General features: G+C 53.3%; 24 protein-coding genes and 1 tRNA gene. 16 read left to right on the plus strand and 9 right to left on the minus strand.

Annotated features, from left to right (window positions below; genetic code table 11):
* Positions 1–68: 68 nt before the first annotated feature.
* Positions 69–1,007, plus strand: a complete 939-nt coding sequence (pgtE, locus tag J4728_RS09075; RefSeq protein WP_000716009.1) for an omptin family outer membrane protease PgtE — start codon at positions 69–71, stop codon at positions 1,005–1,007.
* A gap of 156 nt (positions 1,008–1,163) precedes the next feature.
* On the opposite strand, the gene J4728_RS09080 is transcribed toward pgtE, so the two are convergent.
* Positions 1,164–1,238 (minus strand) — tRNA-Arg (locus tag J4728_RS09080).
* A 75-nt stretch (positions 1,239–1,313) separates the two neighbouring features.
* Positions 1,314–2,255, minus strand: a complete 942-nt coding sequence (locus J4728_RS09085) for a formate/nitrite transporter family protein (RefSeq protein ID WP_208211629.1) — start codon at positions 2,253–2,255, stop codon at positions 1,314–1,316.
* Positions 2,256–2,543: 288 nt separating this feature from the next.
* Here J4728_RS09085 and mlaA point away from each other — a divergent pair, with 288 nt between their 5' ends.
* Positions 2,544–3,299 (plus strand): phospholipid-binding lipoprotein MlaA, encoded by a 756-nt coding sequence (gene mlaA, locus J4728_RS09090; RefSeq protein ID WP_000776787.1) that lies wholly within the window; start codon positions 2,544–2,546, stop codon positions 3,297–3,299.
* 60 nt (positions 3,300–3,359) lie between these two features.
* Here the strand turns inward: mlaA and fadL are convergent, their stop codons facing one another.
* Entirely contained in the window at positions 3,360–4,667 is a 1,308-nt protein-coding gene (gene fadL, locus J4728_RS09095; RefSeq protein WP_023139370.1) for a long-chain fatty acid transporter FadL, read from the minus strand.
* A gap of 370 nt (positions 4,668–5,037) precedes the next feature.
* On the opposite strand from fadL, the gene J4728_RS09100 reads away from it, so the two are divergent.
* The 4 genes from J4728_RS09100 to sixA all read left to right on the plus strand — a co-directional run bounded on the left by J4728_RS09100 (position 5,038) and on the right by sixA (position 9,651).
* Positions 5,038–5,322: a YfcZ/YiiS family protein gene (locus J4728_RS09100; protein ID WP_000030904.1), complete on the plus strand. Its 285-nt coding sequence runs from the start codon at positions 5,038–5,040 to the stop codon at positions 5,320–5,322.
* 177 nt (positions 5,323–5,499) lie between these two features.
* Positions 5,500–6,810, plus strand: a complete 1,311-nt coding sequence (gene fadI / locus J4728_RS09105) for an acetyl-CoA C-acyltransferase FadI (protein ID WP_001248132.1) — start codon at positions 5,500–5,502, stop codon at positions 6,808–6,810.
* On the plus strand, positions 6,810–8,957 hold the full coding sequence (gene fadJ / locus J4728_RS09110) for a fatty acid oxidation complex subunit alpha FadJ (protein WP_208211632.1): 2,148 nt from the start codon (positions 6,810–6,812) through the stop codon (positions 8,955–8,957). The genes fadI and fadJ overlap by 1 nt, the downstream gene beginning before the upstream one ends.
* Positions 8,958–9,165: 208 nt before the next feature.
* A complete protein-coding gene (sixA, locus tag J4728_RS09115; RefSeq protein ID WP_001195800.1) occupies positions 9,166–9,651 on the plus strand; it encodes a phosphohistidine phosphatase SixA in 486 nt (161 codons plus the stop codon).
* 99 nt (positions 9,652–9,750) lie between these two features.
* On the opposite strand, the gene smrB is transcribed toward sixA, so the two are convergent.
* Entirely contained in the window at positions 9,751–10,302 is a 552-nt protein-coding gene (gene smrB, locus J4728_RS09120; RefSeq protein ID WP_208211634.1) for an endonuclease SmrB, read from the minus strand.
* Positions 10,303–10,467: 165 nt separating this feature from the next.
* Between smrB and prmB the strand changes: the two genes are divergently transcribed.
* From prmB to J4728_RS09150, 6 genes are read left to right on the plus strand one after another with little or no spacing between them, the layout of a single operon-like run.
* Positions 10,468–11,400: a 50S ribosomal protein L3 N(5)-glutamine methyltransferase gene (prmB, locus tag J4728_RS09125; RefSeq protein ID WP_001650203.1), complete on the plus strand. Its 933-nt coding sequence runs from the start codon at positions 10,468–10,470 to the stop codon at positions 11,398–11,400.
* A 35-nt stretch (positions 11,401–11,435) separates the two neighbouring features.
* Entirely contained in the window at positions 11,436–12,521 is a 1,086-nt protein-coding gene (gene aroC / locus J4728_RS09130) for a chorismate synthase (RefSeq protein WP_000918457.1), read from the plus strand.
* Positions 12,522–12,524: 3 nt separating this feature from the next.
* Complete coding sequence (gene mepA, locus J4728_RS09135; protein WP_000750429.1) at positions 12,525–13,349, plus strand: penicillin-insensitive murein endopeptidase; 825 nt, start codon at positions 12,525–12,527, stop codon at positions 13,347–13,349.
* A complete protein-coding gene (locus tag J4728_RS09140) occupies positions 13,349–14,158 on the plus strand; it encodes a sulfite exporter TauE/SafE family protein (RefSeq protein WP_000368599.1) in 810 nt (269 codons plus the stop codon). The genes mepA and J4728_RS09140 overlap by 1 nt, the downstream gene beginning before the upstream one ends.
* Positions 14,158–14,706, plus strand: a complete 549-nt coding sequence (locus J4728_RS09145; protein ID WP_001089211.1) for an elongation factor P hydroxylase — start codon at positions 14,158–14,160, stop codon at positions 14,704–14,706. The genes J4728_RS09140 and J4728_RS09145 overlap by 1 nt, the downstream gene beginning before the upstream one ends.
* Positions 14,707–14,738: 32 nt before the next feature.
* On the plus strand, positions 14,739–15,014 hold the full coding sequence (locus J4728_RS09150) for a YfcL family protein (protein WP_000559749.1): 276 nt from the start codon (positions 14,739–14,741) through the stop codon (positions 15,012–15,014).
* A gap of 51 nt (positions 15,015–15,065) precedes the next feature.
* Here the strand turns inward: J4728_RS09150 and mnmC are convergent, their stop codons facing one another.
* Positions 15,066–17,066 carry a bifunctional tRNA (5-methylaminomethyl-2-thiouridine)(34)-methyltransferase MnmD/FAD-dependent 5-carboxymethylaminomethyl-2-thiouridine(34) oxidoreductase MnmC gene (gene mnmC / locus J4728_RS09155; protein ID WP_208211636.1) on the minus strand — a complete coding sequence of 667 codons (2,001 nt, stop codon included), beginning with the start codon at positions 17,064–17,066 and terminating at the stop codon, positions 15,066–15,068.
* A 159-nt stretch (positions 17,067–17,225) separates the two neighbouring features.
* Here mnmC and fabB point away from each other — a divergent pair, with 159 nt between their 5' ends.
* The gene (fabB, locus tag J4728_RS09160) at positions 17,226–18,440 is read left to right on the plus strand and encodes a beta-ketoacyl-ACP synthase I (protein ID WP_000817161.1); all 1,215 of its coding nucleotides are present in this window, start codon (positions 17,226–17,228) and stop codon (positions 18,438–18,440) included.
* Positions 18,441–18,537: 97 nt separating this feature from the next.
* Positions 18,538–19,194, plus strand: a complete 657-nt coding sequence (locus J4728_RS09165) for a CPBP family intramembrane glutamic endopeptidase (RefSeq protein ID WP_001142900.1) — start codon at positions 18,538–18,540, stop codon at positions 19,192–19,194.
* Positions 19,195–19,260: 66 nt separating this feature from the next.
* Here J4728_RS09165 and J4728_RS09170 read toward each other — a convergent pair whose 3' ends face one another.
* From J4728_RS09170 to J4728_RS09180, 3 genes are all read right to left on the minus strand, one after another.
* A complete protein-coding gene (locus J4728_RS09170) occupies positions 19,261–19,779 on the minus strand; it encodes a YbjP/YqhG family protein (RefSeq protein WP_208211638.1) in 519 nt (172 codons plus the stop codon).
* A complete protein-coding gene (locus J4728_RS09175) occupies positions 19,779–20,147 on the minus strand; it encodes an NlpC/P60 family protein (RefSeq protein ID WP_000118258.1) in 369 nt (122 codons plus the stop codon). The genes J4728_RS09170 and J4728_RS09175 overlap by 1 nt, the downstream gene beginning before the upstream one ends.
* 168 nt (positions 20,148–20,315) lie before the next feature.
* Complete coding sequence (locus J4728_RS09180; protein ID WP_000433424.1) at positions 20,316–20,564, minus strand: transcriptional regulator; 249 nt, start codon at positions 20,562–20,564, stop codon at positions 20,316–20,318.
* A gap of 172 nt (positions 20,565–20,736) precedes the next feature.
* On the opposite strand from J4728_RS09180, the gene J4728_RS09185 reads away from it, so the two are divergent.
* A complete protein-coding gene (locus J4728_RS09185) occupies positions 20,737–21,111 on the plus strand; it encodes a hypothetical protein (protein ID WP_001051266.1) in 375 nt (124 codons plus the stop codon).
* 179 nt (positions 21,112–21,290) lie between these two features.
* A complete protein-coding gene (locus J4728_RS09190) occupies positions 21,291–22,469 on the plus strand; it encodes an MFS transporter (protein ID WP_001625453.1) in 1,179 nt (392 codons plus the stop codon).
* On the opposite strand, the gene flk is transcribed toward J4728_RS09190, so the two are convergent.
* Entirely contained in the window at positions 22,466–23,467 is a 1,002-nt protein-coding gene (gene flk, locus J4728_RS09195; protein ID WP_208211640.1) for a flagella biosynthesis regulator Flk, read from the minus strand. The two genes, J4728_RS09190 and flk, sit on opposite strands and share 4 nt — an antisense overlap.

The raw sequence follows: 23,467 nt of genomic DNA on the forward strand, positions 1-23,467 counted from the left end.
CCGACGATTTGACAAGATGAAAACTTCATCACCTCTCCAGATTACATCTGAATATGAGGACAAGAGAAATGAAAAAACATGCTATTGCAGTAATGATGATCGCCGTATTTTCTGAGTCGGTTTATGCGGAGTCTACCTTATTTATTCCGGACGTCTCTCCTGATAGCGTCACGACATCCCTTTCCGTGGGAGTGTTAAATGGTAAATCCAGGGAGCTGGTTTATGATACCGACACCGGGCGGAAGATTAGTCAACTGGACTGGAAAATAAAAAATGTCGCCACGTTGCAGGGGGATTTATCATGGGAACCCTATTCGTTCATGACGCTGGACGCCCGCGGCTGGACATCTTTGGCGTCGGGATCGGGTCATATGGTTGACCATGACTGGATGAGCAGTGAGCAGCCAGGCTGGACCGATCGTTCAATTCATCCGGACACCAGCGCCAACTATGCTAATGAATACGATTTGAATGTGAAAGGTTGGTTATTGCAGGGCGATAACTACAAGGCGGGCGTGACAGCGGGCTATCAGGAAACCCGTTTTAGCTGGACGGCAAGAGGCGGGTCTTATATTTATGATAATGGTCGGTATATTGGTAACTTTCCTCATGGCGTGCGCGGCATAGGTTATAGCCAGCGTTTCGAAATGCCCTATATCGGGCTGGCGGGTGATTATCGTATTAATGACTTTGAGTGTAATGTACTGTTTAAATACAGCGACTGGGTAAATGCGCATGATAATGACGAACACTACATGCGCAAACTTACCTTCCGTGAAAAAACGGAAAATTCACGATATTATGGCGCGTCTATTGACGCCGGATATTATATTACCAGTAATGCAAAAATCTTTGCTGAGTTTGCTTACAGTAAATATGAAGAAGGTAAGGGCGGTACGCAAATCATAGATAAAACCAGCGGTGATACGGCGTATTTTGGTGGCGATGCCGCAGGTATAGCTAATAATAACTATACGGTTACCGCGGGGTTGCAGTACCGCTTCTAGACCACATCAGCATGTCATCGGTCATAACCGGCCGATGACGACTTTTTGCTGAGCGTATGGCATGTCCGGTGATATTGCATAGGGGCAATAAAAGTAACATGAAAGGGGAACCGCTCGAAAGGTTATGCAGCAAGAAGAGAATGTCCTGGGTATCAATGGTGTCCCCTGCAGGAATCGAACCTGCAACTAGCCCTTAGGAGGGGCTCGTTATATCCATTTAACTAAGGGGACAACGCGGCGCCAGTATAGCGTTTTTTATTCGCCGGAGTAAGTGTAGCGCCGCCTGACTGGTTAAACCGTCGCCACTCAGCGCTGTTTTTCCGCTTTTTTCCGCTCCCGTTCCAGGCGCTCGCCGCGTAGCCTCGCTTCTTCCTTACGTTTATTGCTCATATCGTTGCGGATCTGCGCGTGGCTCATTAATGCGAAAATAAAGGTGCCGCCGCAGATATTTCCGGCAAGTGTGGGAAGGGCGAAGGGCCAGAGAAAGTCGCTCCAGGGCAGCGTGCCGTTGAAAACCAAATACAAAATTTCAACGGAACCGACGACAATATGGGTGGTATCGCCCAGCGCGATAAGCCAGGTCATCAAAATAATGACCACAATTTTTGCCCCGCCTGCAGCAGGAAACATCCATACCATTGTGGCGATGATCCAGCCAGAGATAATCGCGTTGGCAAACATCTCCGTTGGGCTATTTTTCATGACCTCCATACCAATTTTGACAAAGGCGTCGCGGGTCTCTTCATCAAATATAGGCATATATTCAAATGCCCACGCCGCAACCCCGGTGCCAATAAGGTTGCCCAATAAGACTACGCCCCATAAGCGCATCAGCAGACCAACGTTACTCAGAGTGGGATTTTGCATTACCGGCAATACGGCGGTAACGGTATTTTCAGTAAATAATTGCTGGCGGGCCATGATGACAATGATAAAACCAAAGGTATAGCCGAGATTTTCCAGTAAAAAGCCGCCGGGAACGCCTTCAAGCTGCACGTGGAAAATTCCTTTCGCCAGGAGTGATGCCCCCATAGAAAGTCCTGCGGCAATGGCTGACCAGAGCAAAGCCATCGCATCGCGTTCCATCTCTTTTTCACCATCCTGGCGAATATGTTCATGAATCGCCATGGCGCGGGAAGGAAGACGATCTTCATCCACTTCAATCTCTTTACCGCTTTGTTTTTCTTCGCTTTCAACTTCCAGGTCACTGTTTTGCCGGTTAATTTTATCGTCGTTAAGGCTATCCATGATGATCTCTGCTGATTAACACATATTAATAAAGCGTAGCGGTTTTTCATTTACCCAGGCCGGGGCATTCTCCGAAAAAATAAAAATGATCACGCTCGTTTTTATCTGTTTCGTTAGAATAGGGCCGTCACGTTGTTGCGTTACCAGGCTATGCTCAGAGCAATGAGATCGCGCATATAGACATCGTTTGACGTGCTGTTAAAATCGCTCACACCTAAACAGGCGGATACGGTAGCGTTCCGTCATGGATGGCAATCAGCGATAGCCATAATTCACAGGGAGACATCTATGAAGCTTCGCCTGTCGGCGCTGGCGCTGGGAACCACACTGCTGGTCGGGTGTGCGAGTTCCGGTACAGAACAGCAGGGGCGTTCAGACCCATTTGAAGGGTTTAACCGCACCATGTACAATTTCAACTTTAATGTGCTGGACCCGTATGTTGTTCGGCCGGTCGCGGTCGCCTGGCGTGATTATGTTCCACAGCCTGCGCGTAACGGTTTAAGTAATTTCACCGGCAATCTCGAAGAACCGGCGATCATGGTGAACTATTTCCTGCAGGGCGATCCTTATCAGGGTATGGTGCATTTCACCCGTTTCTTCCTGAACACCTTATTAGGGATGGGCGGCTTTATTGACGTCGCGGGAATGGCGAATCCTAAGCTGCAGCGCGTTGAACCGCATCGCTTTGGCAGTACGCTGGGCCATTATGGCGTGGGGTATGGGCCTTATATGCAACTTCCGTTCTACGGCAGCTTCACGCTGCGTGAAGATGGCGGGGATATGGCGGATACCTTGTATCCGGTGCTCTCGTGGTTGACCTGGCCAATGTCCATAGGAAAATGGACTATCGAAGGGATAGAAACCCGCGCGCAGTTGCTGGACTCCGATGGTTTGCTGCGCCAGTCTTCCGATCCTTATATTATGGTGCGCGAGGCGTACTTCCAGCGTCATGACTTTATCGCCAATGGCGGAAAACTCAAGCCGCAGGAAAACCCGAACGCGCAGGCGATTCAGGACGAACTCAAAGAGATCGACTCGGAATAAACGGCAGTAAATAAAAAGGTGAGCGCAATGCTCACCTTTTTGATCCGTTTCAGAAAGAGATTAGAACACGTAGTTAAAGTTAGTACCGAACAGCCAGGCTTTCCCTTCAGATTCAAACTGATAAGGGCCTTCATTAATTTTCACGCTCTGACCATGCATATAAGAGACGCCAACGTCGACAGACGCATCTTTGTTAAAGGCGTAAGTCGTACCGGCGCTCAGCCAGAAACGGTCCTGGTCCGGAATAGAGATAGAACGGTTTTGCGCTGGTACCGGGCTGTCATCGAAGGCGATACCGGTACGGAACGTCCAGTTGTCATCGTAGTAATAGGTGGTGCCCAACGCAATGCGGTAAGCGTCTTTAAAGCCTTCATGCTTCTCAAAGAGCGTATCGCCGGCGGTCGATTTTGCCTTCAATTCCTGGAACTGGCTCCAGCTGGTATAGGCCAGGCTATAGTGGATGGCCCACTGTGGCGCCACACGGTTATAACCGGACACTTCCCACATTTCCGGCAGATTCAGCGTCAGGTAGCCTGACTGCGTCGCGCCGCCGGTTGCCGTTGGGATAGGCAGGTTAAAGCGGTTTATAGCGATGGGAAGATCGCTACTGTAGTTGCCTTTAAAGTCAATTTTGACTTCCGAGCGGTAGGTCAGCGCGTAGCGGTTATTTTTATCCAGTTCATAAAGGATACCGGCATTCCAGCCAAAGCCCCACTGATTACCGTTCAGGTGGGCAATCTTGGTGTCGCTGGGAATCTGACCCGCGACCGGCGCCAGCGCCGGATTCTGTGCCGCGACCAACTGGCCTAAATCGCCCGCAAAACGTTCGATTTTCGCACGCGCGTATACCGCATCAAAGCCGAGGCCGAAGCTCCAGGCCTCATTTAAGCGATAAGCGCCGCTTAAATTCAGGTTCATGGTTTCAAGATCGGTCGTACCGCCTACCGAGCCGCCGGCGTATGTGTCGTTAAACTCTGTCGCCAGACCATAGTTAGAGGTAATAGAAGCCCCCCAGCCAAACTGGTCGTTAATCGGGGCGACAAAATGGACGTTCGGCACCCAGGCCGTCGGCGCGATGTTATCCGCATCTAACGTCCGACGAGATGGCGATGTCCCGCTAATATTAACATCAGGATCAATATAAACCGCGCCCGCTGAAAACGTCGGGCGGTCAAACATGGTAATTAACGCCGGGTTGCGGCTAACGTTACCCGCATCATCTGCGATTGCGCCTTCACCCGAATAGGCCCGGCCAAGGCCAGAGGAAGAAAATTCGTTTAACTGAAAGCCTGCAGACCAGGCCTGGGTGGAGATGATTGCCACTGCGACTGCGAGAGCAGACTTTGTAAACAGGGTTTTCTGGCTCATGACCATAACCTCATTGATTATTTTTATACAAACTATGTTACATGCTGTAACAGGAGCGCGAAGTGTAGGGTCTGCGGTACGACTTAGAAATCAGACCAGTGGCGAGAGTATAGGTCTGACCAGCTAGAATGTTGCAAGTATGTTTATAAGTTTTTTCAATTGTGATCTTAGAAACGAGATCTGGCTGGCAAAATCGGCGGGCTTAACGGTCACCCGATCGCGCGATTTTTGTTTTAGATCATTTTTAAGTGTGATTTCGGTCACTTAACGCGTTTCCCACCATTAACGACTGGAGAGGTGAATGCCGGGAGCGTAAAATATCCCCATCGTTTATCTGGCACCCTGGGTGCAAATACAGAGGAAATCTACAATGAGTAAATGCAGTGCTGATGAAACCCCGGTTTGCTGCTGTATGGACGTTGGAACCATCATGGACAACTCCGATTGCACCGCGTCATACAGCCGCGTATTCGCTACCCGCGCAGAGGCTGAAGAGACGCTGGCGGCGTTAACCGAAAAAGCGCGTAGCGTGGAGTCTGAGCCTTGCCAAATTACGCCAACCTTTACCGAGGAATCCGAAGGCGTTCGTCTGGATATTGATTTTGTTTTCGCCTGCGAAGCAGAAACGCTGATCTTCCAGCTCGGCCTGCGTTAATCCGTTCATTCACGACGCCTCCGTCATCATCTGGCGGAGGCGTTTTCTTTTTTTGTCGCTTCCCTTCACTGTGCCTTAGCTCCCACTTTCTTTTCTCTCTGCTTGGCTAAATGTAAAAAATTGGTTAAGACTGTGATCAGGTCAGACCACTAATTTATTTTTTTACAGGGGAGTACTATGCGTCAGGCTTTACCGTTGGTCACCCGCCAGGGCGATCGCATTGCTATTGTCAGTGGGTTACGAACCCCCTTCGCTCGTCAGGCCACTGCATTTCATGGTATTCCCGCTGTTGATCTCGGCAAGATGGTGGTAGGCGAGCTGCTGGCGCGCAGTGAAATTCCAGCCGATGCCATTGAGCAACTGGTTTTTGGTCAGGTAGTACAAATGCCGGAAGCGCCCAACATTGCGCGCGAAATTGTGCTGGGTACGGGGATGAATGTTCATACCGATGCCTATAGCGTAAGCCGCGCCTGCGCCACCAGTTTTCAGGCGGTAGCGAATGTGGCGGAAAGCCTGATGGCCGGCACGATACGCGCCGGTATCGCTGGCGGCGCAGATTCGTCGTCGGTACTGCCAATAGGCGTGAGTAAAGCCCTGGCGCGGGTACTGGTTGATGTCAATAAAGCCCGGACGACCCGCCAACGGCTGACGCTTTTTTCTCGTCTGCGCTTACGCGACCTGCTGCCCGTTCCTCCCGCCGTTGCTGAGTATTCCACCGGTCTGCGCATGGGCGATACCGCCGAACAGATGGCGAAAACGTATGGTATTACGCGTGAACAGCAGGACGCGCTGGCGCATCGTTCACATCAGCGCGCCGCGCAGGCATGGGCGGAGGGCAAACTGGCGGAAGAAGTGATGACGACCTATGTGCCGCCGTATAAAAACCCCTTTGCAGAAGACAACAACATTCGCGGCACCTCCACGCTGGCGGACTACGCTAAACTGCGTCCCGCTTTTGACAGAAAACATGGCTCCGTGACCGCCGCCAATAGTACACCGCTGACCGACGGCGCTGCCGCCGTTATTCTGATGACCGAATCCCGCGCTAAAGAGCTGGGGCTGCGCCCGCTTGGTTATCTGCGCAGCTACGCCTTTACCGCTATTGATGTCTGGCAGGACATGCTATTGGGGCCGGCCTGGTCAACGCCGCTGGCGCTGGAGCGGGCCGGGTTGACGATGGCCGATCTGACGCTTTTCGACATGCATGAAGCGTTTGCCGCTCAGACTCTGGCGAACTTACAACTGCTGGGCAGCGAACGATTTGCCCGTGAGGTGCTTGGTCGTGCGCAGGCGACAGGGGAGGTGGATGACGCTAAATTCAACGTGCTCGGCGGCTCAATCGCCTACGGGCATCCTTTTGCCGCAACGGGCGCACGGATGATAACCCAAACGTTGCATGAATTACGGCGTCGGGGCGGAGGTTTTGGCCTGGTCACGGCCTGCGCGGCTGGCGGTCTTGGCGCGGCGATGGTTCTGGAGGCGGAATAATGACTACCACATCAGCTTTTATGCTTAACGTGCGTCTGGATAATGTCGCGGTTGTCGCTATTGATGTCCCTGGAGAAAAGGTGAACACCCTGAAAGCGGAGTTTGCCACGCAGGTACGCGCCATCCTGAAGCAGATCCGGGAAAACAAAGCGTTGCAGGGCGTTGTTTTTATCTCAGCCAAAGCAGATAACTTTATTGCTGGCGCTGATATCAACATGATAGGTCACTGCCAAAACGCGCAGGAAGCGGAAACGCTGGCGCGTCAGGGGCAACAACTGATGGCGGAGATCCAGGCGTTGCCTGTTCCGGTTATCGCTGCCATTCATGGCGCCTGTCTGGGGGGCGGCCTTGAAATGGCGCTGGCCTGCCATCGGCGCATCTGTACCGATGACGTTAAAACCGTTCTTGGACTGCCGGAGGTACAGTTAGGGCTTTTACCGGGATCGGGCGGAACGCAGCGACTTCCACGGCTGGTGGGGGTCAGTACCGCGCTGGATATGATCCTGACAGGTAAACAGCTTCGCGCCAGACAGGCGCTTAAAGCCGGGCTGGTTGATGATGTGGTGCCGCAAACTATTTTACTGGAAGCGGCTGTCGAGCTGGCTAAAAAAGAACGTCTGGCGCAACGGACATTACCGGTCCGTGAACGTATCCTGGCAGGGCCGCTGGGGCGCGCGCTGTTATTTCGCCTGGTGCGTAAAAAGACGGCGCAAAAAACGCAGGGTAATTATCCGGCGACGGAGCGGATCATTGATGTGATTGAAACCGGACTGGCGCAGGGCAGCAGTAGCGGCTATGACGCGGAAGCGCGCGCTTTCGGCGAGCTGGCGATGACGCCGCAATCGCAGGCGCTGCGCGCTGTTTTTTTTGCCAGTACCGAGGTGAAAAAAGATCCCGGTAGCGATGCGCCGCCCGGCCCGCTGAACAGCGTGGGCATCTTAGGCGGCGGGTTAATGGGCGGCGGTATCGCCTGGGTTACGGCCTGTAAAGGCGGTTTGCCAGTACGAATTAAGGATATAAATACTCAGGGGATCAATCATGCTCTGAAATACAGCTGGGATCTGCTTGAAACAAAAGTACGCCGCCGCCATATCAAAGCCAACGAACGCGATAAACAGTTGGCATTGATATCAGGTTCGACCGATTACCGTGGTTTCAGTCATCGTGATCTGGTCATTGAAGCGGTGTTTGAAGATCTGCCGTTAAAACAACAGATGGTGGCGGAAGTGGAACAAAATTGCGCTGCTCACACCATTTTTGCCTCCAATACTTCTTCCCTGCCGATTGGCGATATTGCGGCGAATGCGGCCAGACCGGAACAGGTGATTGGATTGCACTTTTTTAGCCCGGTCGAAAAAATGCCGCTGGTTGAGGTTATTCCTCATGCGTCTACTTCCGCGCAGACCATCGCCACGACCGTTAAGCTGGCGAAAAAACAGGGTAAAACCCCGATAGTCGTCAGTGATAAAGCCGGGTTTTATGTTAACCGAATTCTTGCGCCGTATATCAATGAGGCGATTCGGATGCTGACTGAAGGCGAACGCGTCGAACATATTGACGCCGCCCTGGTAAAATTTGGTTTTCCGGTGGGGCCAATCCAACTTTTGGATGAGGTAGGAATCGACACGGGCACTAAAATTATTCCTGTGCTTGAGGCGGCGTATGGAGAACGTTTTAGCGCGCCTGCAAATGTTGTCGCTTCAATTTTGAATGACGATCGCAAAGGTAGAAAAAATGGTCGCGGTTTCTATCTTTATGGCGAAAAAGGGCGTAAAAGCAAAAAACAGGTTGACCCTGCTATTTATAAGCTTATTGGCGTGCAAGGGCAGAGTCGACTGTCTGCGCAGCAGGTGGCAGAGCGCTGTGTCATGTTAATGCTTAACGAAGCGGCGCGCTGTTTCGACGAAAAAGTGATTCGCAGCGCGCGCGATGGCGATATTGGCGCCGTGTTTGGTATCGGTTTTCCGCCGTTTCTCGGTGGCCCGTTCCGCTATATGGATGCTCTTGGGCCGGGTGAAATGGTGGCGACATTACAGCGCCTGGCCGCACTTTACGGTCCTCGTTACGCGCCTTGTGAACAATTAGTGCGCATGGCGGAGCGCAGGGAGCATTTCTGGACGAATGGGGAAACTGACCAGGGAAATTGAGGTCAAAGAGAATATGAATCCGCACTGAATGCCTCCTTAGTGGCGAAATAATAATCAAGGATTGACTATACTTACGCCATTGAGGTAAAAAACAGCGTTTCATTCAGTGAATGGATAAGGCACAATGCCGGCCACCGCATTTTTGCCGCAGCCAATAGGGGCATGTGGTAAGCGTGTTGGTGAAACTGGTTAACAAAAGCGGTGCAATATGCAAGTTTTTATCATGCGTCACGGCGACGCAGCCCTCGATGCCGCCAGTGATTCGGTTCGTCCCTTGACCCCTTGTGGGTGTGACGAGTCTCGCCTGATGGCGAACTGGCTGAAAGGTCAAAAAGTGGATATCGAACGTGTTCTGGTGAGTCCGTTTCTTCGGGCCGAACAGACGTTAGATGTGGTCGGCGATTGTATGAATCTGCCGGCTCAGGTGGATGTCCTGCCGGAGCTAACGCCCTGTGGCGATGTCGGTCTGGTCAGCGCCTACCTCCAGGCGCTGGCCAATGAAGAGATCGGATCGGTGCTGGTGATTTCTCACTTACCTCTGGTCGGATACCTGGTATCTGAGCTTTGTCCGGGCGAAACGCCGCCGATGTTCACGACGTCCGCAATTGCCAACGTTACGCTTGATGAAAGCGGCAAGGGGACATTCAACTGGCAAATGAGTCCCTGCAATCTGAAAATGGCGAAAGCGATTTAATCTTTGCTGCTTGATGGCGCTTCGCTTATCAGGCCTACGACAGCGTTGGCTGTTCGTAGGCTGGATAAGGCGCTTGCGCCGCCATCCGGCAATTCTGCATCAGGGTAATTCGGGCGGTTGCCACTCTTCCACTTCAATCAACACCAGCAGCGCGGCGTCGCCGCCGTACTCTTTCGGGGCCTGATGAAAGGCCATCACATGCGGATGCTGCGCCAGCCATAACGGCGTTTGCTGTTTCAGAATATGTTTACCGTGTCCATGCATGACGCAGGCGCAAAAAATATGTTCCCGACGGCAGGCGGCAATCAGCGCTCCCAGTTCCTGCTTGGCCTGAAGCTGCGTTAAGCCGTGTAAATCCAGAAACAGTTCCGGCGAATAGTCGCCGCGGCGCATTTTTTTTAGCTCGAAATGGCTGACATCTTCACGGACATACTTTACCGGCCCTTCCGTATTGAGCAGCGGCTGGAACTCATCAGAAAAATAGTGGCTGGCGTCCGCCTGTTCCTGAATTAACCTTCGGGTAGGGACTTCCGTGATTTTCTTGCGCAGCGGCCGATGGACGATAGTATCCTGTTTAATCTTTCGGGTGCCGAGCATCAGCTGACGGAACAGCGCCTGGTCCTCCTCGCTGAGCGATGTTTTCTTTTTCATTCGTGGGTCTCGTCTGATCTTTTGCCTTAGTTTACCCGACCCGGAGGATATCCGAACGGTCAAAACGGATTTTTCGTATTCTCCCGCCGCGTCAATGCTGATTTATCCCTGTCTTCGTGGCAAACTAGCCGCCGAATTTAATGCGAGCATGCCCTGGAGGAATACGTGGATAAAATTTTCGTCGATGAAGCAGTAAGTGAACTGCATACCATTCAGGACATGTTGCGCTGGGCGGTAAGCCGCTTTAGCGCGGCGAATATCTGGTATGGACACGGTACCGATAACCCGTGGGATGAAGCGGTACAACTGGTGTTGCCGTCTCTTTATCTGCCGCTGGATATTCCGGAAGATATGCGGACCGCGCGGCTGACGTCCAGCGAAAAACACCGCATTGTTGAGCGAGTGATTCGTCGCATTAACGAGCGTATCCCGGTCGCCTACCTGACCAATAAAGCCTGGTTCTGCGGCCACGAATTTTATGTCGATGAGCGCGTGCTGGTGCCGCGTTCGCCCATTGGCGAGCTGATTAATAACCACTTCGCCGGCCTTATTAGCCAACAGCCGAAATATATTCTGGATATGTGTACCGGCAGCGGCTGCATCGCCATCGCCTGTGCTTATGCTTTCCCGGACGCAGAGGTTGATGCGGTCGATATTTCGCCGGATGCGCTGGCTGTCGCCGAGCATAACATTGAAGAACACGGTCTTATCCATCACGTGACGCCAATCCGTTCCGATCTGTTCCGCGATCTGCCGAAAGTTCAGTACGATCTGATTGTCACTAACCCGCCTTATGTCGATGCGGAGGATATGTCCGATCTGCCGAACGAATATCGCCACGAACCTGAGCTGGGGCTGGCGTCCGGCACTGACGGCCTCAAATTGACCCGTCGTATCCTGGGAAATGCGCCGGATTATCTGTCCGATGACGGCGTTCTGATTTGTGAAGTCGGAAACAGCATGGTACATCTGATGGAGCAGTATCCGAATGTGCCGTTCACCTGGCTGGAGTTTGACAACGGCGGCGATGGCGTCTTTATGTTGACCAAAGCGCAGTTGCTCGCGGCCCGTGAACATTTCAACATTTATAAAGATTAAAACACGCAAACGACAACAACGATAACGGAGCCGTGATGGCAGGAAACACAATTGGACAACTCTTTCGCGTAACCACTTTCGGCGAATCACACGGGCTGGCGCTTGGGTGTATCGTCGATGGCGTGCCGCCCGGCATCCCGTTAACGGAGGCCGATCTGCAGCACGATCTCGACAGACGCCGCCCCGGCACCTCGCGCTATACTACCCAGCGCCGCGAACCGGATCAGGTAAAAATTCTCTCCGGCGTGTTTGATGGCGTGACGACCGGCACCAGCATTGGCCTGCTGATTGAAAACACCGATCAGCGCTCGCAGGACTACAGCGCGATTAAAGATGTTTTTCGTCCGGGACACGCGGATTACACCTATGAGCAGAAATACGGCCTGCGTGATTACCGTGGCGGTGGACGTTCTTCCGCGCGTGAAACCGCGATGCGCGTAGCGGCAGGGGCGATTGCCAAGAAATACCTGGCGGAAAAGTTCGGCATCGAAATCCGCGGCTGCCTGACCCAGATGGGCGATATTCCGCTGGAGATTAAAGACTGGCGTCAGGTTGAGCTTAATCCGTTCTTTTGCCCCGATGCAGACAAACTTGACGCGCTGGACGAACTGATGCGCGCGCTGAAAAAAGAGGGTGACTCCATCGGCGCGAAAGTGACGGTGATGGCGAGCGGCGTGCCGGCAGGGCTTGGCGAACCGGTATTTGACCGACTGGATGCGGACATCGCCCATGCGCTGATGAGCATCAATGCGGTGAAAGGCGTGGAGATCGGCGAAGGATTTAACGTGGTGGCGCTGCGTGGCAGCCAGAATCGCGATGAAATCACGGCGCAGGGTTTTCAGAGCAACCACGCTGGCGGCATCCTCGGTGGTATCAGTAGCGGGCAACACATTGTGGCGCATATGGCGCTGAAACCTACCTCCAGCATTACCGTGCCGGGACGCACGATCAACCGGATGGGTGAAGAAGTCGAAATGATCACCAAAGGGCGCCACGATCCGTGTGTGGGGATTCGCGCAGTGCCGATCGCAGAAGCCATGCTGGCGATCGTGCTGATGGATCACCTGCTGCGCCATCGGGCACAGAATGCGGATGTAAAGACAGAGATTCCACGCTGGTAAGAAATGAAAAAAACCGCGATTGCGCTGCTGGCATGGTTTGTCAGTAGCGCCAGCCTGGCGGCGACGCCGTGGCAGAAAATAACCCATCCTGTCCCCGGCGCCGCCCAGTCTATCGGTAGCTTTGCCAACGGATGCATCATTGGCGCCGACACGTTGCCGGTACAGTCCGATAATTATCAGGTGATGCGCACCGATCAGCGTCGTTATTTCGGCCACCCGGATCTGGTTATGTTTATCCAGCGGTTGAGTCATCAGGCGCAGCAACGGGGGCTCGGAACCGTCCTGATAGGCGACATGGGGATGCCTGCCGGAGGCCGCTTTAATGGCGGACACGCCAGTCATCAGACCGGGCTTGATGTGGATATTTTCTTGCAGTTGCCGAAAACGCGCTGGAGCCAGGCGCAGCTATTGCGCCCGCAGGCGTTAGATCTGGTGTCCCGCGACGGTAAACACGTCGTGCCGTCGCGCTGGTCGTCGGATATCGCCAGTCTGATCAAACTGGCGGCACAAGACAATGACGTCACCCGTATTTTTGTCAATCCGGCTATTAAACAACAGCTTTGCCTCGATGCCGGAAGCGATCGTGACTGGCTACGTAAAGTACGCCCCTGGTTCCAGCATCGCGCGCATATGCACGTGCGTTTACGCTGCCCTGCCGACAGCCTGGAGTGCGAAGATCAACCTTTACCCCCGCCGGGCGATGGATGCGGCGCTGAACTGCAAAGCTGGTTCGAACCGCCAAAACCTGGCACCACAAAGCCTGAGAAGAAGACACCGCCGCCGCTGCCGCCTTCCTGCCAGGCGCTACTGGATGAGCATGTACTCTGATGGACAATTTTTATGATCTGTTTATGGTCTCCCCGCTGCTGCTGGTGGTGCTGTTTTTTGTCGCCGTACTGGCAGGATTTATCGATTCTATCGCCGGGGGCGGAGGGCTGCTCACTATCCCTGCGCTGATGGCCGCCGGGATGTCGCCGGCAAACGCGCTGGCGACCAATAAATTACAGGCGTGCGGCGGCTCCCTCTCGTCTTCGCTCTATTTTATTCGCCGTAAAGTGGTAAACCTGGCCGAGCAAAAGCTCAATATTCTGATGACGTTCATTGGCTCGATGAGCGGCGCGCTGCTGGTGCAGCACGTGCAGGCGGATATTTTGCGCCAGATCTTGCCTATCCTGGTGATTTTCATCGGCCTCTATTTTTTATTGATGCCGAAGCTGGGCGAGGAAGATCGCCAGCGCCGCCTGTATGGATTACCGTTCGCGCTGATAGCCGGGGGATGCGTCGGGTTTTACGACGGCTTTTTCGGGCCTGCCGCCGGGTCGTTTTACGCTCTGGCGTTTGTCACCTTATGTGGCTATAACCTGGCGAAATCCACGGCACATGCCAAAGTGCTTAACGCTACCTCCAACGTTGGCGGCCTGCTGTTATTTATCATCGGCGGCAAAGTGATCTGGGCGACGGGCTTCGTGATGCTGGTTGGTCAGTTTTTAGGGGCGCGAATGGGGTCGCGTCTGGTGTTGAGCAAAGGCCAAAAGCTTATCAGACCGATGATCGTTATTGTCTCGGCGGTAATGAGCGCCAGGTTACTTTATGATAGCCACGGACAGGAGATCCTCCACTGGTTGGGGATGAATTAATGAACAGTACGCACCATTACGAACAGTTAATTGAGATTTTTAACGGCTGCTTTGCCGAAGAATTTAATACCCGTCTGATTAAAGGCGACGACGAACCGATCTATCTTCCTGCTGACGCGCAGGTACCGTACCACCGCATCGTCTTTGCGCATGGGTTTTACGCCAGCGCGCTGCATGAGATTTCTCACTGGTGTATCGCCGGTAAGGCGCGCCGCGAACTGGTTGACTTTGGTTACTGGTACTGCCCGGATGGACGCGACGCGCAGACCCAAAGTCAATTTGAAGACGTCGAGGTGAAGCCACAGGCTTTCGACTGGTTGTTTTGCGTGGCGGCGGGGTATCCCTTTAACGTCAGTTGCGACAATCTGGAAGGCGATATTGAGCCGGATCGCGTGGCGTTTCAGCGCCGGGTTCATGCGCAGGTAATGGCGTATCTGGAGCAGGGCATTCCTGAACGTCCGGCCCGCTTCATCAAAGCGCTACAGAATTACTATCACACGCCCGAACTTAAGGCGGAACAGTTCCCGTGGCCGGAAGCGCTTAATTAAAGCCAGCGCCACGTTTACAATGAGGAAAGAAGATGATCGCGGAGTTTGAATCACGCATTCTGGCATTAATTGACGATATGGTAGAGCACGCCAGCGACGATGAGCTTTTTGCCAGTGGATACCTGCGTGGCCACCTGACGTTAGCCATTGCCGAGCTGGAGAGCGGTGATGACCACTCCGTTGAGGCGGTCTATGCCAACGTTAGCCAAAGTCTGGAGAAAGCGATCGGCGCCGGCGAACTGTCGCCGCGCGATCAGGCGTTAGTCAAAGCGATGTGGGACAATTTGTTCGACAAGGCAAAACAATAACGCCGTGGGCCGGAAGGCGACGCTTGCCGCCTTCCGCTATTGACTGACCCATTACTTCACCGCTTTTCCCTTCAATAACTTTCTCACCCATAACCGATTCGGATTTAACGCCGCCAGCGTACCGGCATCCAGTGGAATCGGCTCGTTACTCATCTGCGCCGCCAGAATTTCTGCGCATAATGGCGCTGAGCACAAACCACGCGATCCCAGTGCGCCAAGCACAAATAAACCCGGATACACAGGCGCAGGCGCCGCCGACGTTTTGTTATCGGCTAAATCGGCGTAATGCGTCAGCGTGGCGTGGTAATCCGGGACATTGCCCACCATCGGCAGATGGTCGCGGGTGGCGCAACGCACGCCGCAACGGGCGCTGTTGCCGCTAACGTCAACCTCTGTGGCCCATTTCGCATCCGGAAAACAGTCAAGCAGACGCTGTCGGTTCTGACGCTGATCTTCTTCGCGCCAGACGGTGCTTTCGTCACCCCGGTGATAGCTGGCGCCAATACAGTGCTGCTGATTATGCGGATTTTGCGGCGTCAGATAGCCGTCGTAGCATAACACCTGACGCAACGCCGAGAGGGCGGGGGTGGTGGGAATATGACTGACCTGCCCCCCGACGGCATACACCGGCAGCGGCTGGGTCTGATCAAAACGGTTAATCTGATGGCCGTTCGCCAGAACGACGGTCTCATGGCTGGCGGTTTCACCTGACGTAAAGCGCAGTTGCCAGCGCGACTCCTGCGCAACGAGCGACGTGAGCGTATGGCGAAAGCGCGTTTGTAAACCCTGTTCGGTCGCCAGTGCGATGACTGCGCGAGTTAATTGTTCCGGGCACAGCCAGCCGCCTGCCGGATAGGTAATTCCTCCGTAGCGTGTCGTCACGCCAACCGCCTGTTCCGCCTCTTCGGCATTGAGCGCCGAGGCCAGTCCGGCGGGCAGCGCCAGGGACAGCATCTGGGCAATTTTCTGCTGGCTTTTCTCATCCCATCCGAGCTGCGTCACGCCGCACCAGTCATGATCAAAAGAGACGGGCAGGGCATCATACAGGCGACGGGCAAAGGTGAATGCGGTCGGGAAAAAGCGATTAATGGCGGCGTCATGTTTGCTAAGGAGTGGATAAAGCGCACCCTGTCGATTACCGGAGGCGCCCTGGGCGGGCTGGTCGTCCGCGCAATAGAGCGTCACCTGCCAGCCGCGACGCAGTAACGCCAGTGATAACAGCGCGCTGGCGATGCCGCCGCCAATGATCGCCGTTTCACGTTTTTCGCTTCCGCTGCGGTAAAACCAGGGCGCGGAAAGGGTCGGCATGAGGTGTTGTTCCATCACTCCACAAAGCATCTCGCGTTTACGTCCGAAGCCTTTGCGTTTTTGCATGGTAAAACCGGCTTCCTGTAATCCCCGACGGACGAAACCCGCCGAGGTAAACGTCGCCAGCGTTGCGCCGGGCCGCGCCAGCCGCGCCATCGCGTTAAACAGGTTTGGCGTCCACATATCCGGATTTTTCGCCGGGGCAAAACCGTCGAGGAACCAGGCGTCGACTGTTTGATTCAGCGTGGCGTCCAGTTGGTCGGTCAGCTCATTAATATCGCCAAACCACAAATCCAGCGTCACCCGGCCCCGATCCAGCAATAGGCGGTGGCACCCCGGGAGCGGCAGCGGCCATTGCGCCTGCAGCTGCTCTGCCCAGGGCGCGAGCTCCGGCCAGTGTTGGTGCGCCAGCGCCAGATCGTCGCGCGTTAACGGGAATTTCTCAAAACTGATGAAATGTAACCTTTGTAGCGTCGCCTGTGGGTGCGCAGAACGAAAGCTGTCAAACGCCTGCCACAGCGTCAGGAAGTTAAGTCCGGTGCCAAAACCGCTTTCCGCGACTATAAATAATGGATGTGAATGTACGGGAAATCGCTCCGCAAGACGATTGCCGCCAAGAAAAACGTAGCGTGTCTCTTCTAGTCCATTGTCATTAGAAAAATAGACATCATCAAAATCTCGGGAAACAGGTGTACCCTCAGCGTTAAATTCGAGTGTGGCGGGTTGTATGGCGTATTGTTTCACGTAAGTTACTCGTCTGACGGGCGGTATCGCGATCTTAACGATGTGTGCCTGACGGCGCAAATTTCCGTACTAAATGGCTGATCGGACTTGTTCGGCGTACAAGTGTACGCTATTGTGCCAATCGAAACTTAAAAATAGTGCGAATTACAGAGGTATTGAATGAAACGTGCAGTGATTACTGGCCTGGGCATCGTTTCCAGCATCGGTAATAACCAGCAGGAAGTCCTGGCATCTCTGCGTGAAGGACGTTCAGGGATCACTTTCTCTCAGGAGCTGAAGGACGCCGGCATGCGTAGCCAGGTATGGGGCAACGTAAAACTGGATACCACTGGCCTCATTGACCGCAAAGTCGTGCGCTTTATGAGCGACGCCTCCATCTATGCTTATCTGTCTATGGAGCAGGCAGTGGCCGACGCCGGTCTGGCGCCGGAAGTCTATCAGAATAACCCGCGTGTCGGCCTGATTGCAGGTTCCGGCGGCGGCTCCCCGAAATTCCAGGTCTTTGGCGCAGACGCCATGCGTAGTCCGCGTGGTCTGAAAGCCGTTGGCCCGTATGTGGTGACGAAAGCAATGGCATCCGGCGTTTCCGCCTGCCTCGCTACGCCGTTTAAAATTTATGGCGTGAACTACTCCATTAGCTCCGCTTGCGCGACCTCCGCACACTGTATCGGCAATGCGGTTGAACAGATCCAACTGGGCAAACAGGACATCGTTTTTGCTGGCGGCGGCGAAGAGCTGTGCTGGGAAATGGCCTGTGAGTTCGATGCGATGGGCGCACTGTCCACCAAATATAACGATACGCCTGAAAAAGCGTCCCGTACCTATGATGCGCACCGTGATGGGTTTGTCATCGCGGGCGGTGGCGGTATGGTTGTTGTCGAAGAGCTGGAGCACGCTCTGGCGCGCGGCGCGCATATCTATGCGGAAATCGTCGGCTATGGCGCAACATCCGATGGCGCAGACATGGTTGCTCCGTCTGGTGAAGGCGCAGTACGTTGCATGCAGATGGCGATGCACGGCGTAGACACGCCGATCGACTACCTGAACTCTCACGGTACCTCTACTCCGGTAGGCGACGTGAAAGAACTCGGTGCAATCCGTGAAGTGTTTGGCGATAACAGCCCGGCTATCTCCGCGACCAAAGCGATGACCGGCCACTCGCTGGGTGCGGCTGGCGTGCAGGAAGCCATCTACTCTCTGCTGATGCTGGAGCACGGTTTTATCGCGCCGAGCATCAACATCGAAGAGCTGGATGAGCAGGCTGCGGGCCTGAACATCGTGACCGAAACGACCGAGCGTGAACTGACTACCGTAATGTCTAACAGCTTCGGTTTTGGCGGCACCAACGCCACGCTGGTGATGCGTAAGTTGTAAGCCTGACTATTACGTTGTAGTATCAACAATGAAACAGGTCGCTAATGCGACCTGTTTTTTCATTCAGGGAACAACAAATTATATGGATATTATATAAATGCCAACTAATACATTAGATAAAATTAGGCATAGTTTGAGTTGTGTGGCTGTTTTATTTGGTTTGTTCGGCATTTTTGTTTTTGCCTCATTTTCGCCTTCCTATGCCTGGCTTTATTTGGGAGGTCTGGCTGCGCCTTTTATATATAGTATTGTTTTTGTCTATGCGATTGCCGCCTGGAGTATTTATTCAAAGTATTACCCGTTTTTATCATTGGGTCGCTTATCATTCGTGGAGTGTTTTGTTCCGGCGCTGGCCCTGGTGTGCCTTACCGTTCTCTACAATGCTTTTAGTGGCCCGGAACCCTGGATGGCCGAGTTATCAAGGCAATTTTTTCTTCATAAATTTCTTAACACGCTGGCGATGTGCTTTCTGGCTCCTGTGGCGGAGGAAATTATATTCAGAGGGTTTTTATTAAACAGCAGTATCGGTTGGGGTCGGTACTCAAGAGCTTCCGGTATTATTATTACTTCACTCGCTTTTGCATTTATGCATACACAATATCTCTTTGCGGTGACTTTTGTTTATCTGTTTGTTTTTTCATCGATATTATGCGTTGTTCGAATGAGAAGCCGTGGGCTAATGATACCGATAACACTTCATATTTTAAATAATGCCTGGGTTGTTTTCGGCTTACTGTTTTCAGCGACGGAATAAGAGCCTGATGAAATAGGCGCTTTAACCTCTCCGGTACGAACAAGAGACCGATGGCGATTCCCTTTTTTAATGCTTCTTATATTCCGGCGCGACTTTTGCTGACCAGGCCTCAGCCTGGGTGATGGCGCCTGCGTCATAAATCGGCTGTTCATAACCCCTGTCAGCATCCCGAACGCGGTAAATTTTCCAGCGTCCCTCTTCCCAACGGGTATAAATTTCCAGGTGGATGGGCGTTGACTCTGTGCCCAACAGAACATCCACTTTTTCTCCGCCGAGGAAAGGGTGTGCCTTCCCAACCCGTAACTGTGGAATCCACTCTGGCGCATAGTCCTGCGCATACATAAAATAATCTGCCCCCACAATCTCCTGTTCATAAAGGGACTGTATTAGCGCCAGGCGAAGAATAACCTCTTTAGCAACGTAACGTTGCATTAAGGCGGTGGTGTCGTCAGGGGGATTCACATCGTTCGTGAACGTCGTCATCCATGAGGTATAGAACTGCTTCACGGCCTGCGTACTGTCGTGATGAGGCGCAGAGCAACTACAAAGCAACAGGATAAGCGCGACAAGGGAGAACGTTTTCATTAATTCTTCCTGTAGATGGTATATGAGGGCCTGGCTGCCCGGTAGCCCGGGCCGGCCCACATATCGCGTTGTTTAAAATCTGAATACCACTCTGTGCCATCGTATATCGCCATGTGGCCGCTCGGGTTTCCGCCAGCGTAAGGTTGAATAATGATGACGTCACCCTCGCGCGGCATTTCATAGGTACCAATAGCGGTGAATCCGGCGCTTCTTAACATTGGGCCATAATCTTTCGCATGATACGTATGCCCCAGCGTGATACCGCCCGCCTGAATTGCCTTTCGGGTAAATTCCGCACACCGGCCTTGAGAATGAGAACCTGCATGCGTTTTGGCATAATTAACCGCCACTCTTTTATCCCAACTCATAATGATTCCTGTTAATAAAATACGTAATAGCAATTACGTAATGCTTTAACAGTATTTGATTCGGGAAGCATGACAGATAGTGCTATTACTATTTCCAATAGAATAAGTTTAAATATTTATTAATTGTTGGGATTGATAAGTTAAGGCCAATTTATTCAGCATTAACTATTATTCTGCGGTATCGGCATCATTTTTTATTTGCATATCATCATAGCGCGACGGCCAGATCTCTTTCGGCGTGATGCCCAGCGCGTCCGCAATAATCCGTTCAGCTCTCGGCCAGGAACGGGTAAAGACATTGCGCAGTGAATCAGGTGATAAACCGGCCTGACGAGAAAGATCTCTGAGCGTAATACCTCTTTTTTCAAGTGCACTTTTAATATCTGCACGATGCCAGTCTTGGCTTTTTGGTTCCATTCTGTAATCCTAAGAAGATGTGTTATCGGCACCGATATTTTTAAGGTAAAAATTAGCGCGAGAAAAAGAAAGTTACTTTCTTTTTCACTCTGAGAATAGTGCCAGAAAGAAAGCAAAATTTCGCGAAAAAGAAGAAATATTTTTATTTCATCAGGAGAAAGGAAAGAAACCGATGGCAAAGGAATGGTTCACGGTTAAGGAATGTCTTGGCTTACCGGGGTTTCCGGGAAGCGAGCCTGCGGTTCGCGAACGTTTGTATAAGTACAGCGAAGGGAAAGAGGGGGTCAGGCGTAAGCGTGTTAAATCAAAGGCCGAGGAGTTTCATATATCTGTTTTCCCTCTTTATGTTCATCGTTATCTTGACGACAGCGGAGAGGAACCGACGCCAGAACCCATTTCCTTACAGGAAGCGGAGCCTGAAGATATCTGGGAGATGATGTTCAGGTTACTGACGCCAGAACAGCGCAAGCAGGTGACCGGACGGTTTAAGGTGAGAGGGATGAAAGCGGTCTTTCCCTTTCTGTTTGATGACACGCCGCCACGTTGATACCCTGGCTGCAATTTCAAGGTTGACAAGTTTCGCGTCTCACAGGCAGACTTCACTCTCTACATTATCCTTCCGATAATGCGTAAGCGTTTAACGTTATCCAACGCACCTTAATCCTGACGTTCAGGTAGAGGGGGGCGTGGCCTTTCCCCGCCTTACTCTGCATTCTGGAGTAATGCATGACAGCAGTTAGCCAAAAAACAACGACCCCGTCTGCGAATTTTTCGCTGTTCCGCATCGCCTTTGCGGTTTTCCTGACCTATATGACGGTCGGCCTGCCGTTACCCGTCATCCCGCTTTTTGTCCATCACGAACTGGGCTATAGCAATACGATGGTTGGGATCGCCGTGGGCATTCAGTTTTTTGCGACGGTACTGACGCGCGGCTATGCCGGACGGCTGGCGGATCAATATGGCGCTAAACGATCGGCGTTACAGGGGATGTTTGCCTGCGGGCTGGCGGGCGCCGCCTGGCTCCTGGCCGCGCTGTTGCCGGTTTCCGCGCCGGTAAAATTCGCGCTGCTTATTGTCGGGCGTTTGATCCTCGGATTTGGCGAAAGCCAGCTGCTGACCGGAACCCTGACCTGGGGACTGGGGCTGGTTGGCCCAACGCGTTCCGGTAAGGTGATGTCGTGGAACGGGATGGCGATTTACGGCGCGCTGGCGGCCGGTGCGCCGTTGGGCTTGCTGATCCATAGCCACTTTGGCTTCGCGGCGCTGGCGGGGACGACGATGGTTTTACCGCTGCTGGCCTGGGCATTCAACGGCACCGTGCGTAAAGTGCCTGCGCATACGGGGGAGCGACCTTCACTGTGGAGCGTGGTCGGGCTTATCTGGAAACCGGGTCTGGGTCTGGCATTGCAGGGCGTGGGTTTTGCCGTCATCGGTACGTTTATTTCACTTTATTTTGTCAGCAATGGCTGGACGATGGCGGGATTCACCCTGACCGCGTTTGGCGGTGCGTTTGTACTGATGCGCATATTGTTCGGTTGGATGCCGGACCGCTTTGGCGGCGTGAAGGTCGCCGTTGTCTCATTGCTGGTTGAGACGGCAGGACTGCTGCTCTTGTGGCTGGCGCCGACGGCCTGGATAGCGCTGGTAGGCGCGGCGCTCACCGGGGCAGGGTGTTCATTGATTTTCCCGGCGCTGGGCGTGGAGGTTGTGAAACGCGTACCTTCTCAGGTACGCGGTACGGCGCTCGGCGGTTACGCCGCGTTTCAGGATATCTCCTACGGCGTTACCGGCCCGCTGGCGGGCGTGCTGGCCACGTCATGCGGCTATCCTTCCGTATTCCTCGCGGGAGCGATCTCCGCGGTGGTTGGCATCCTGGTGACGATATTATCGTTCCGGCGTGGTTAAGAAACCAGCCATAAAAGCGCCAGTACAATTATTAGCGCGATAAACAACAGGCTTGGCCGCGCAGACAGATTTTTTACGGTTTCAATCATCGGCGCGAACGGGCGGTAGATGGGTTGAATAGAGAGCGGTTCAAGCTCATCCGCCTCTCGCTCTACGCGACGCAGGAAAATATGGTTAAGTAAATCCTGTACCTGTGCGGTGGTCAGCACCGTTTGCGGCTGAATTTGATAAGTGTGTTGGGCATACTCTTTGATCGCTGTGAGCTCGTCTGGCTCAAGCGGTTGTTTTAACGCAGCCTGCAGCGTATGTAGCGTAGGCGCGTGTTGTAGTGACAGCGTCTGCCGCGCCTGTAGCCATGTCGCCAGATGAGTAAACTGTTTTGCCGGAATGAGCTCGCCGCTTTTCACGCCGGAGAGTTCCAGCATTGATTGCCAGATAAGTTTGTTTGACTCGCCGGTCGCGGCTGCCAGCTTCGTCACCAACTGATTCAACGTATTATGTTCAGCAGGCAATAATGGCCGATCCGTTGCCGGACGTTGCTGCGGCTGCGGAATGGAAAGCTGCCCCTGTTGCAGGAGCGTCAGCACGTTTTTAAGTTGATCGGGCGTAAGCTGGCTAAGCGCGGTTTGACCGTATTGTTGACGGATAAAATCGCTGACGGCCTGACGATTATTCCCGACGCCAAGCAGCTCTGTTAGCTGTGAAAGCACCTGACGATTGGCATGATTTTGCTGCGCTACGCCCAGACGCTGGGTAAGATTCTGTTCAGCGGCGGGGAAGTGGCGCGACAGTAGCGGCGCGTCATTTTTTATCCCCAGATCGTGTTTCATTCCGGCCCATACTTCCGCGCTTTGCTGCTGGGTCAGTGAAATCAGGCGCGTGATCAGCCTTTCCAGTACCGTACGCTGTTGCATGGAAAGCGGCTGCTCGCTCGCAGCGGAAAGAGGATTACGCCCTTCGCCTGGAGGCTGTGCAGGGGCGCCGGAGATGGGATGCAT

Origin of the sequence: Salmonella sp. 32070601201500089SM, from assembly GCF_017573605.1 — a bacterium.
Taxonomy (GTDB): Bacteria; Pseudomonadota; Gammaproteobacteria; order Enterobacterales; family Enterobacteriaceae; genus Salmonella; species Salmonella enterica.

Bases quoted from the DNA above. Each gene is read 5' to 3' on its own strand.
- pgtE (WP_000716009.1), top strand. From the start codon at position 69: ATGAAAAAACATGCTATTGCAGTAATGATGATCGCCGTATTTTCTGAG.
- J4728_RS09085 (WP_208211629.1), bottom strand. From the start codon at position 2,255: ATGGATAGCCTTAACGACGATAAAATTAACCGGCAAAACAGTGACCTG.
- mlaA (WP_000776787.1), top strand. From the start codon at position 2,544: ATGAAGCTTCGCCTGTCGGCGCTGGCGCTGGGAACCACACTGCTGGTC.
- fadL (WP_023139370.1), bottom strand. From the start codon at position 4,667: ATGAGCCAGAAAACCCTGTTTACAAAGTCTGCTCTCGCAGTCGCAGTG.
- J4728_RS09100 (WP_000030904.1), top strand. From the start codon at position 5,038: ATGAGTAAATGCAGTGCTGATGAAACCCCGGTTTGCTGCTGTATGGAC.
- fadI (WP_001248132.1), top strand. From the start codon at position 5,500: ATGCGTCAGGCTTTACCGTTGGTCACCCGCCAGGGCGATCGCATTGCT.
- fadJ (WP_208211632.1), top strand. From the start codon at position 6,810: ATGACTACCACATCAGCTTTTATGCTTAACGTGCGTCTGGATAATGTC.
- sixA (WP_001195800.1), top strand. From the start codon at position 9,166: ATGCAAGTTTTTATCATGCGTCACGGCGACGCAGCCCTCGATGCCGCC.
- smrB (WP_208211634.1), bottom strand. From the start codon at position 10,302: ATGAAAAAGAAAACATCGCTCAGCGAGGAGGACCAGGCGCTGTTCCGT.
- aroC (WP_000918457.1), top strand. From the start codon at position 11,436: ATGGCAGGAAACACAATTGGACAACTCTTTCGCGTAACCACTTTCGGC.
- mepA (WP_000750429.1), top strand. From the start codon at position 12,525: ATGAAAAAAACCGCGATTGCGCTGCTGGCATGGTTTGTCAGTAGCGCC.
- J4728_RS09140 (WP_000368599.1), top strand. From the start codon at position 13,349: ATGGACAATTTTTATGATCTGTTTATGGTCTCCCCGCTGCTGCTGGTG.
- J4728_RS09145 (WP_001089211.1), top strand. From the start codon at position 14,158: ATGAACAGTACGCACCATTACGAACAGTTAATTGAGATTTTTAACGGC.
- J4728_RS09150 (WP_000559749.1), top strand. From the start codon at position 14,739: ATGATCGCGGAGTTTGAATCACGCATTCTGGCATTAATTGACGATATG.
- fabB (WP_000817161.1), top strand. From the start codon at position 17,226: ATGAAACGTGCAGTGATTACTGGCCTGGGCATCGTTTCCAGCATCGGT.
- J4728_RS09165 (WP_001142900.1), top strand. From the start codon at position 18,538: ATGCCAACTAATACATTAGATAAAATTAGGCATAGTTTGAGTTGTGTG.
- J4728_RS09170 (WP_208211638.1), bottom strand. From the start codon at position 19,779: ATGAAAACGTTCTCCCTTGTCGCGCTTATCCTGTTGCTTTGTAGTTGC.
- J4728_RS09175 (WP_000118258.1), bottom strand. From the start codon at position 20,147: ATGAGTTGGGATAAAAGAGTGGCGGTTAATTATGCCAAAACGCATGCA.
- J4728_RS09180 (WP_000433424.1), bottom strand. From the start codon at position 20,564: ATGGAACCAAAAAGCCAAGACTGGCATCGTGCAGATATTAAAAGTGCA.
- J4728_RS09185 (WP_001051266.1), top strand. From the start codon at position 20,737: ATGGCAAAGGAATGGTTCACGGTTAAGGAATGTCTTGGCTTACCGGGG.
- J4728_RS09190 (WP_001625453.1), top strand. From the start codon at position 21,291: ATGACAGCAGTTAGCCAAAAAACAACGACCCCGTCTGCGAATTTTTCG.
- flk (WP_208211640.1), bottom strand. From the start codon at position 23,467: ATGCATCCCATCTCCGGCGCCCCTGCACAGCCTCCAGGCGAAGGGCGT.